14 protein-coding genes are annotated in these 9,643 nt (G+C 63.5%); all 14 read right to left on the reverse strand.

What is annotated here, in order from left to right; all coding sequences use genetic code 11:
- Positions 1 to 289 (reverse strand): sulfatase-like hydrolase/transferase (locus tag H7K34_RS09615; RefSeq protein WP_264061681.1); only part of this gene is annotated, 289 nt, incomplete at its 3' end.
- A 136-nt stretch (positions 290 to 425) separates the two neighbouring features.
- Complete coding sequence (gene rpsQ, locus H7K34_RS09620) at positions 426 to 770, reverse strand: 30S ribosomal protein S17 (RefSeq protein ID WP_108925340.1); 345 nt, start codon at positions 768 to 770, stop codon at positions 426 to 428.
- On the reverse strand, positions 770 to 1,003 hold the full coding sequence (rpmC, locus tag H7K34_RS09625) for a 50S ribosomal protein L29 (protein WP_108925338.1): 234 nt from the start codon (positions 1,001 to 1,003) through the stop codon (positions 770 to 772). The genes rpsQ and rpmC overlap by 1 nt, the downstream gene beginning before the upstream one ends.
- Complete coding sequence (gene rplP, locus H7K34_RS09630; RefSeq protein ID WP_096284779.1) at positions 1,003 to 1,419, reverse strand: 50S ribosomal protein L16; 417 nt, start codon at positions 1,417 to 1,419, stop codon at positions 1,003 to 1,005. Before rplP ends, rpmC begins: the two co-directional genes overlap by 1 nt.
- Positions 1,420 to 1,422: 3 nt before the next feature.
- Entirely contained in the window at positions 1,423 to 2,259 is an 837-nt protein-coding gene (gene rpsC / locus H7K34_RS09635; RefSeq protein ID WP_264061683.1) for a 30S ribosomal protein S3, read from the reverse strand.
- Positions 2,259 to 2,852, reverse strand: coding sequence for a 50S ribosomal protein L22 (gene rplV, locus H7K34_RS09640; protein WP_264061684.1), 594 nt, complete (start codon positions 2,850 to 2,852; stop codon positions 2,259 to 2,261). The genes rpsC and rplV overlap by 1 nt, the downstream gene beginning before the upstream one ends.
- Positions 2,849 to 3,130 (reverse strand): 30S ribosomal protein S19, encoded by a 282-nt coding sequence (gene rpsS, locus H7K34_RS09645; RefSeq protein ID WP_025738376.1) that lies wholly within the window; start codon positions 3,128 to 3,130, stop codon positions 2,849 to 2,851. Before rpsS ends, rplV begins: the two co-directional genes overlap by 4 nt.
- Before the next feature lie 18 nt (positions 3,131 to 3,148).
- Positions 3,149 to 3,991: a 50S ribosomal protein L2 gene (rplB, locus tag H7K34_RS09650; protein ID WP_264061686.1), complete on the reverse strand. Its 843-nt coding sequence runs from the start codon at positions 3,989 to 3,991 to the stop codon at positions 3,149 to 3,151.
- A 29-nt stretch (positions 3,992 to 4,020) separates the two neighbouring features.
- Positions 4,021 to 4,323 (reverse strand): 50S ribosomal protein L23, encoded by a 303-nt coding sequence (rplW, locus tag H7K34_RS09655; RefSeq protein WP_108925332.1) that lies wholly within the window; start codon positions 4,321 to 4,323, stop codon positions 4,021 to 4,023.
- Positions 4,323 to 4,991 (reverse strand): 50S ribosomal protein L4, encoded by a 669-nt coding sequence (rplD, locus tag H7K34_RS09660; protein WP_264061689.1) that lies wholly within the window; start codon positions 4,989 to 4,991, stop codon positions 4,323 to 4,325. The genes rplW and rplD overlap by 1 nt, the downstream gene beginning before the upstream one ends.
- Positions 4,991 to 5,644 (reverse strand): 50S ribosomal protein L3, encoded by a 654-nt coding sequence (gene rplC / locus H7K34_RS09665; RefSeq protein ID WP_108925328.1) that lies wholly within the window; start codon positions 5,642 to 5,644, stop codon positions 4,991 to 4,993. The genes rplD and rplC overlap by 1 nt, the downstream gene beginning before the upstream one ends.
- Before the next feature lie 15 nt (positions 5,645 to 5,659).
- On the reverse strand, positions 5,660 to 5,965 hold the full coding sequence (rpsJ, locus tag H7K34_RS09670) for a 30S ribosomal protein S10 (RefSeq protein WP_003873519.1): 306 nt from the start codon (positions 5,963 to 5,965) through the stop codon (positions 5,660 to 5,662).
- A 460-nt stretch (positions 5,966 to 6,425) separates the two neighbouring features.
- Positions 6,426 to 7,781, reverse strand: coding sequence for a hypothetical protein (locus H7K34_RS09675; protein WP_264061690.1), 1,356 nt, complete (start codon positions 7,779 to 7,781; stop codon positions 6,426 to 6,428).
- Between the two features lie 287 nt (positions 7,782 to 8,068).
- Positions 8,069 to 9,643 (reverse strand): thioester reductase domain-containing protein (locus tag H7K34_RS09680; protein ID WP_264061695.1); only part of this gene is annotated, 1,575 nt, incomplete at its 5' end.

Below are 9,643 nucleotides of genomic sequence, written 5' to 3' on the forward strand. Positions count from 1 at the left end.
TCGTGGCATTGCGACCAGTCAGCAGCGACGCCCGCGTCGGTGAACACAGCGCAGTCGTATGGAACTGCGACAACCGGACACCACGCTCGGCGATCCGCGTCATCGCGGGCATCTCCACCAGGCCACCGAAACAATCCCAGGTCGCGATGCCCGTGTCATCCCACACCAAATACAGGACATTCGGCGCACCCTCCGGCGCCGTCGGCGCCGCGTACGGACCCCAATCCGGCTCCGAATCACGAATATCCAGCTCGATCTTGCCTTGAAAGTCTCGCGAGTCAGTGGACATGCGCCGAGCGTAGCGCCACTGCGAAAATTCCGAACTTTTTTCGCAGTGGCGCTACGCTCGGCGGGCGGCGCCCTCAGCTCGCCAAAGCGAAACGCCCGAGACTGTGAAGTCCCGGGCGTTCCTTGGTCGCTTGGAGTTACTTGGCCTTTTCCAGCACCTCGACGAGACGCCACCGCTTGGTGGCCGATGTGGGACGCGTCTCCATCAGCGAGACGCGGTCGCCGATGCCGGCGACGCTGTCCTCGTCGTGCGCTTTGACCTTCTTGGTGGTCCGGATGATCTTGCCGTACAGCGAGTGACGCATGCGGTCTTCCAGCTCGACCACGATGGTCTTCTGCATCTTGTCGCTCACCACGTAGCCGATGCGCGTCTTACGCCGGCCACGCGTCTTCGGGTTCGCGGGAGTGTGCTGGGGGCCCTTCTCTTTCGAAGCGCCATCCTTCGCAGCGGCCTTCTTGGGTGCGGCCTTAGCTTCTGCCATCAGGAATCCTTACCGTCGGGTCCGGACGCCAGGCCCAGCTCTCGTTCACGCAGCACCGTGTACACACGGGCGATTTCCGAACGCACGGTGCGTAGCCGGCGGTTGTTGCTGAGCTGTCCCGTCGCCATCTGGAAGCGGAGGTTGAACAGCTCCTCCTTGGATTCGCGCAAGCGGTCGGTCAGCTCCTCGTCGGTGAGCTCACGCAGTTCGCCAGGCGAAATGCCCACTGCCATCAGAACTGATCCTCTCGGGTGATGATGCGTGCCTTGATCGGCAACTTGTGGATTGCACGGGTCAGCGCTTCCCGCGCGGTCTGCTCGTTGGGGTAGCTGAGCTCGAACAGCACCCGGCCCGGCTTGACGTTGACGACCCACCACTCCGGGGAACCCTTACCGGAACCCATCCGGGTTTCCGCGGGCTTCTTGGTCAGCGGACGGTCCGGGAATACGTTGATCCACACCTTGCCGCCACGCTTGATGTGCCGGTTGATCGCGATACGCGCGGACTCGATCTGCCGGTTGGTGACGTAGGCGTGCTCGAGGGCCTGGATACCGAAGTCGCCGAAGTTAACCTCCGTGCCACCGCTGGCGATGCCGCGCTGGCGGGGATGGTGTTGCTTACGGTGCTTAACTCTGCGGGGAATCAACATGATTCAGCTCTCCGTGCTCTGCGGTTCGGGGGCAGGCGCACTGTCGGCCGCGGCAGATGCCGTTCTTTCTTCGGCGCCGGCGGCCCGTCCAGCCTCAGTGCTGGTGGCCGTGGTACCCGATGAGCCGCTGCGGCGCGGGCGGGTGCCCGACGGCCGTTCGCGACGCGGACGGTCGGCACCTGCCGGTGCGGCAGCGGCCAATTCGCGCTTGCCGCCGACGATGTCGCCCTTGTAAATCCACACCTTCACACCGATCCGGCCGAAGGTGGTCTTGGCCTCGTACAGGCCGTAGTCGATATCGGCGCGCAGGGTGTGCAGCGGCACGCGGCCCTCGCGGTAGAACTCCGAACGGCTCATCTCGGCGCCACCGAGGCGGCCCGAGCACTGCACCCGGATGCCCTTGACGTTGGGCTGACGCATCGCCGACTGGATGGCCTTACGCATTGCGCGGCGGAAAGCCACGCGGTTGCTCAGCTGCTCGGCCACACCCTGGGCCACCAATTGTGCTTGCGACTCCGGGTTTTTGACCTCGAGGATGTTCAGCTGGACCTGCTTGCCGGTCAGCTTCTCCAGGTCCGCACGAATCCGGTCAGCCTCGGTGCCGCGGCGGCCGATGACGATGCCGGGACGCGCGGTGTGGATGTCGACCCGAACGCGGTCGCGGGTGCGCTCGATCTCCACGTCGGCGATGCCGGCGCGCTCCAGACCGGTCGACAGCAGCCGGCGGATCGCGACGTCTTCCTTGACGTAGTCGGCGTACTGCTTGTCGGCGTACCAGCGAGACTTCCAGTCGGTGGTAATCCCCAACCGGAAACCGTGCGGATTGATCTTCTGGCCCACTAGTCTGAGCCTCCCTTCGCGTCAGAAGTCTCAGACGTTGCCGCAGTCTCTGCCTTGGCCTCAGCGGATTTCGCCGCAGCCTTCTTGGCAGGCGCCTTCTTCGACGGCGCCTTGTTGGCTTTCGGACCAGAATCAGCCTTCTTCGCCGGCGCCTTCTTGGCCGGCGCTTTCGCGGCTGCCTTGCTGCCCTCGGCGCGGCGCGTCCGCGACGACTTAGAGGACTGCTGGTCCTTGCTCGGGCGGCTTTCCAGCACGACGGTGATGTGGCTGGTGCGCCGGCGGATCCGGAACGCGCGGCCCTGCGCCCGCGGCCGGATGCGCTTGGCGGCCGGGCCGTCGTCGGCGTAGACCGTGGCGATCACCAGGGTCGCCGGGTCCAATCCGTTGTTGTTCTGCGCGTTGGCTGCGGCACTGGCGATCACCTTGGCGACCGGCTCGCTGGCGGCCTGTGGCGACCAGCGCAAGATGTCGAGCGCGTCGGTCACCGACTTGCCACGCACCAGGTCGATCACCCGGCGCGCTTTTGTCGGCGACACCCGCACAAACCGTGAGACAGCTGTCGCCGAGGGAAATTCAGTCGTCGTGGTGCTCATCGGCGCTTGGCCTTCCGGTCGTCCTTGATGTGCCCCTTGAAGGTGCGCGTCGGCGCGAATTCGCCGAGCTTGTGGCCGACCATCGCCTCGGTGACGAACACCGGGACGTGCTTGCGACCGTCGTGCACCGCAAATGTGTGGCCAATGAAATCCGGAATGATCGTCGAACGACGCGACCAGGTCTTGATGACCTGCTTGCTGTTCTTCTCGTTCTGCACGTCCACCTTCTTGAGCAGGTGGTCGTCGACGAACGGTCCCTTTTTAAGGCTGCGTGGCATCTGTTACTCCTCGACTTCCTAGCGACCGTGCTTCTTGCCGGTGCGCCGGCGTCGGACTATGAGCTTGTTACTGGCCTTGTTCGGCTTACGGGTACGGCCCTCGGGCTTACCCCAGGGGCTGACCGGGTGACGACCACCGGAGGTCTTACCCTCACCACCACCGTGTGGGTGGTCTACCGGGTTCATCACGACACCACGGACGGTCGGACGCTTGCCCTTCCAGCGCATACGACCGGCCTTGCCCCAGTTGATGTTCGCCTGCTCGGCGTTGCCCACCTCGCCGACGGTGGCGCGGCAGCGCACGTCGACGCGACGGATCTCACCACTGGGCATACGCAGCGATGCGTAGGTGCCCTCTTTACCGAGCAACTGGATGCTCGACCCGGCTGACCGCGCCATCTTGGCACCGCCGCCCGGCCGCAGCTCCACGGCGTGGACCAACGTACCGGCCGGGATGTTGCGCAACGGCAGGTTGTTGCCGGGCTTGATGTCGGCGTTGGCGCCGGACTCCACCACATCGCCCTGCGAGAGTCCCTGTGGGGCGATGATGTAGCGCTTCTCGCCATCCAGGAAGTGCAGCAGCGCGATGTTGGCGGTGCGGTTCGGGTCGTATTCGATGTGCGCGACCTTGGCGTTGACGCCGTCTTTGTCGTTGCGCCGGAAGTCGATCACCCGGTAGGCACGCTTGTGACCACCACCCTTGTGACGAGTGGTGATGCGGCCGTGAGCATTACGCCCACCGTGCCCGTGCAGCGGACGCACCAGCGACTTCTCCGGCTCTGAGCGAGTGACCTCGGCGAAGTCGGACACGCTCGCGCCGCGACGACCCGGGGTCGTCGGCTTGTATTTGCGAATTGCCATGTCTTATCAGGTCTTTCTCTCGGGCCCGGCTAGGCCGGTGCTCCGAACAGGTCAATCGGCTTGCTGCCCGGGGCCAGGGTGACAATCGCGCGCTTAGTGCCCTTGCGCTTGCCAAATCCCGTCCGGGTGCGCTTCCGCTTGCCCTGCCGGTTCGCGGTGTTCACCGATGCGACCTTGACGGAGAAGATCTTCTCGATAGCGATCTTGATCTGCGTCTTGTTCGAATCGGGGTGCACCACGAAGGTGTACACGTTGTCGTCGAGCAGGCTGTAGGACTTCTCGGAGATGACCGGAGCCAAGATGATGTCGCGTGGGTCGGTGACGGTCGCCATCAGGCCGAAACCTCCACATCATTGTTGTCAGCGTTGCCCGTTGCTGCCGCGATGTAGGCGTTGAGCGCCTCGACGCTGAACACCACGTCATCGGAGCGCAGCACGTCATAGGTGTTGAGCTGACCGGGCGACAGGATGTGCACACCTGGCAGGTTGCGCACGCTCTTGGCGCCGGCCTCGTCGGTGCGGCCGATCACGACCAGCACCTGCTTGCGATCGGTCAGCGTGCTCAGAAACGCCTTGGCGCTCTTGGTAGACGGAGTCTGACCCGACACCAGCTCGGTGACCGCGTGGATGCGGCCATTGCGGGCCCGGTCGGACAGCGCCCCGCGCAATGCCGCCGCGATCATCTTCTTGGGCGTGCGCTGGCTGTAGTCGCGCGGCTTGGGGCCGTGCACGACACCACCACCGGCGAACTGCGGGGCGCGCGTCGAACCCTGCCGAGCGCGTCCGGTGCCCTTCTGCCGGTAGGGCTTACGGCCACCACCGCTGACCTCGCCGCGCGTCTTGGTCGAGTGCGTGCCCTGGCGGGCCGCCGCTCGCTGCGCGGTGACCACCTGGTGCATCAACGCGATATTGGCCGGCGCGTCGAACAACTCGGCGGGCAGCTCGATGGACCCGTCGACCTTGCCGTCCGGCGACTTTACGTCAATCTTCTTGGCTGCCATTACTTTTCACCTCGTTTGATCGCACTGCGGACCACCACGAGTCCGCCGGTGCGGCCGGGGACCGCACCCTTGATCAACAGCACACCGTTCTCGGCATCGACCTTGTGCACCACCAGGTTCTGGACGGTCACCCGGTCGCTACCCATCCGGCCCGCCATCCGCGTGCCTTTGAACACGCGTGAAGGAGTGGCGCAGCCGCCGATCGAGCCCGGACGGCGGTGCACCGCCTGAGCACCGTGGCTAGCGCCCTGGCCGCTGAAGCCATGACGCTTCATGGTGCCGGCGAAGCCCTTGCCCTTGGAGGTACCGGTCACGTCGACGTAGGCGCCGTCGGCGAAGATCTCGGCCGTCAACTCCTGACCGACCTCGTATTCGGCTGCCGCGTCGGGGTTGTCCAAACGCAGCTCAGCTAAGTGGCGGCGCGGGTTCACACCCGCGGCGGCGTACTGACCCGTGACGGGCTTGTTGACTTTCCGTGGGCTGATCTCACCGTAGGCCAACTGCACGGCGCTGTAGCCGTCAAGCTCCGGGGTACGGATCCGCGTCACGACGTTGGGCCCCGCCTTGACCACAGTCACCGGCACGACGCGGTTGTTCTCGTCGAACACCTGCGTCATGCCCAGCTTGGTACCCAGAATGCCTTTTCTTGCCATGAGTTCGCCGACCCCCTACTGGATGTTGACGTCGACACTGGCCGGAAGATCGATGCGCATCAGCGCGTCAACGGTCTTCGGCGTCGGATCAAGGATGTCGATCAACCGCTTGTGCGTACGCATCTCGAAGTGCTCCCGCGAGTCCTTGTACTTATGCGGGGAGCGGATGACGCAATACACGTTTTTCTCGGTCGGCAGCGGCACCGGCCCTACGACGCTGGCACCCGTACGGACGACGGTCTCGACGATCTTGCGCGCCGAGGCATCGATGGCCTCATGGTCGTAGGCCTTAAGCCTGATGCGGATCTTCTGTCCCGCCACGCTTCTCCTACCCTCACTCCTCTTGAGGCCCGTTATCCGGGCCTGGTGCCCCCGACGCGCCGACTCAAACCCGACCCATTGGGGCCGGTCGAGCGCCGCGCCGGATACTGCGCCGCTGTTTACCTGTCGTGGTCCACCGGCCCCCGCGGTCGGGCGTGTCACCCAAACGCAGCCTTGTTCGCGGCCAAAAAATAGTCGCTACAAGGATGGGACCGGACGCGCCCGTTTGGGCGCTGGTCGTATGCCCGGCCAGGCGCGAACCCGGCTCAAGGCAACCCGAACAGTATGCCCTAGATCGTGGCATCGACCAAATCCCGGGAGCATCTCCTCCGGCACCCGCAAGATACGCTGTCCAGTCCTAGGACCAGCACAAATCGAGTCCACGATGACCCGACGTACGCAGCGAGTCCCACATTGTGGATGCCTTGTCCGGGATTCGGAAGAGTTTGGTGTGGATTGATTACTCGATCTTGCCGGTCAATCCGAAGGCGGCCAGCGCTTTTTCAGCCGACTCAGTCAAAGCGCGTCGGGTGTTCTCAGCACCCGGTTGGTAGGCGCTGACACAAATGTCAAACGAGTCTTGGGTGCGCCAAGACTGCACAACCATTTGGCCACCGGCTTGATCGAGCCACCTCCGTTTTTCGTGCTGGTTGACTGCTCGCGCCAGGATACACGCAGAGTCGGTACCGTCGAGACGGTGAACTACCGGGGGCACCTCGCCGAAGTGGGAGCAAATCACCGTGGCATCAGGGTCGGCGTCCATCGCTTCGATTATCCGTTTCCACGTCCGCTTCCGCCTGAACCCAGCTAACCAGAGGAGCTGCGATGGGTCACCGTCTCCTTGCTGCTGCAGATCCCTCAGCCCCTGTTTGATGGCTGCGCGGGCGCCACGCAGATCAGTGGTCACTAGCGTCGGATCGACGCTAGTGACCACTGCCGACGTCGGGAACGTGGGTACGAATGACAGTGCATTCCCCATCGGGCGGTCGCGAATGGGAATAGACAACGTGACGGCGCCGTCACTCGCACGTCGCCGCCCCATGTGCTCCGCGAGTTTCACAGCCCACCCGGCAACCAACGTCTTACTCGTTCCACCAAGAGTATCCGCGCAAGCGTCCCAGTCATCCACCCTGACCTGGATTGTGACAGTCGGCACCACGACAAGGTCCTCGTCATCGCTGCCGCTGGCGATGACGGGAGGTGATACCGATGGCCGGGCAGCACCACGAAGGCGCAAGCTCTGTTTTGTCCCCGCGATAACCGCCCGGGCAACCTCGGGCACATCCCGTACTGTCCTGCAAGCGTCCTGAGTCAACGCGTGCCGTCGAGTTCGTGAATCCGGGGGCGGTAAGCCCAGATCATGCACATTACCCAAGACCGCATCAACGACCGCCCCCATCAGCCCCAAACCATCAATCAGGTAGTGGGAACACACCAAGGTGACCGCCGTCGAGCCATCGGTCAGGGGAAGAACACCGAGATGCCAACCAGGCCCTCGCTCCGGATCTATCGGCACCGCCGCACGCTCATCAGCCCAATCACCGAGTTCAGAGCGTGGACGAGCGCCCTCGGCGAATTCGATGTCGACCGGTTCCTCAGCTAAGACCCACCTATTCCGGGCGAACTTCAGCGGGGAACGCTCGATACGTCGTCCCAGTACTCCCAAACCGAGATTTCGATGAAACCGCGTCAACCCCTCGATGTCGATGTCGTGGTCGACAACCCACATGCTCTGCATGACGACATTGCGGCCAACGGCCTGGTGCAAGGTGAAAAAACCATGGTCTACGTGTGCGAGCCAATTGTTTTGCCGCATCTCACCGTCGGACGGGCAGCGTTTAGAGGTCGCTCGCGAAGGGCGTCTCCGGTCTGACACGGGCTAACCCCCTGCCAGACAAGACTCGCCCACCGCGCTCTGTAGGACGTAGGCGTGATCACGACGTCCCACGCTGCGCCAGGCGCCGTAGAAAGCATCATGCGGATGTCTCGGACGAATCCGGCAAAACCGGCATCGGGGCCAAACCGCTCCGCCTGAGCCATAACTGCCGACCAAAACCCCGATTCGGTCGCCAGCTAATGCCAATGAATTAACGATTTGAGGCATTAGAGCAGTCCGAGCTGTTGCAGGTTGGTGATGTATTGGATGATGATCGGCGCCGAGACGTGGGGGATGTCGTTGGTGGGGCCGATGTGGGCTTGTTGCACCGCTGCACGGAACCGGTCGGTCGATGGTGTGCGTTCACGCGGCGGCGGTGGGGCTTTGACATCATTAGACTCACGCTGCAGCACCATCTCCAACAGCGAGTGCCAACGCTGTGACTCCGTTAAAGCACGCAGGCCAGTCTCCAACCGCTGCAACCACTCCCCAAAGTCATCGACACGCTCGATCGGGTAGCCGGCTTCAATCACCCAGTCAACGTACCGGTCGGGCCCGATGCCATCGTCGTCGTGAGAATTCATGACGTGATAGGTCTCAAACCCGTCGATTACTTGGGCGCCCAGCGTGGTGATCGCCTCGGCAACAAACTCGACGGGCAGCCCATTGAAGTGCGTGGGCTGTCGATTACCCGCGTCGTCGAGTTGGAAGAACGAAGTCGGTGCCAGCCCAGTGGCCACCACGCTGAGCACCATCCGGGTGACCATGTCCGACATGTTGAGCTGGCCCGCATACGTGGTGTCGGCAAGGATCATCCCGCAACGAAACACCGCGACCGGTAGCCCACAGAGGTCGTTGGCTTCCCGTAGTAACACCTCACCAGCCCATTTGCTGTTGCCATAGCCATTGGCCGGGCTGTTGTCGACGACCCGAGTCGCGCTGATACGCCGAATATCAGCGTCCTCGGTAAACGAGGCCGGCTCGATCTGGCGACCCACATCAGCGGTCGACACATACGTGAATGGCTTGAGCCTGGTGGTCAGTGCGAGTCGGATCAGCTCGGCAGTGCCCGCGACGTTAGACGCAAACACTTCGCTGTAAGGCAGCACAGCGTTGACCTGGGCTGCGCAATCGACAATCAGATCAACGGTATCGGCCAGCCGCTGCCAGGTTTGCTGGCCCAAGCCCATGTTGGCTTGGCCCTTGTCACCGGCAAGGACCTCCAGATGATCGGCGGCCAGTTCCTGGAAATGACGCAGCAACTGCGCGTCACCGCTGTCGAAAGTCTTCTCCAAACGTTGGCGGGCCTGCTCATCGGACGTCGCTCGCACCAGACAGACCAGCTTGCCGCCGACCCGCTCCACCTGTTCGAGCCATTCCAGTACCAGGTAGCGGCCCAGGAATCCGGTAGCTCCGGTGAGCAAAACGGTCCGCGCCTCGGTGACCGGACCCGGCACCGTAGTGGCACCGGCCAACGTCTGGGCATCGATGAATTTGTCCAGGGTCAGATCGCCGGCGTGCACCTCGGCGGCGCCGCGGCCGTGCACTGCCGCATAGAGCTCCGACACTGCCTCCTGCGCGCTGGTGTAGTTCTGCACCTGCTGGTTCAAGCTACTCACAGTCGGCGCGTCGAAGACCGTGCGTACAGCCAGATTGGTGCCAAAGGCGTTGTTGACCGCGGCAACCACCCGCATCACCAACAACGAATCCCCACCCAAATCAAAAAACGAGTCATCCACCCCAACCCGCTCCACACCCAACACCTGGGCGAAAATCCCCGCCACAACCTCCTCAACCGCACC

It is taken from the genome of Mycobacterium montefiorense (assembly GCF_025823255.1).
In the GTDB taxonomy this organism is placed as follows: domain Bacteria; phylum Actinomycetota; class Actinomycetes; order Mycobacteriales; family Mycobacteriaceae; genus Mycobacterium; species Mycobacterium montefiorense.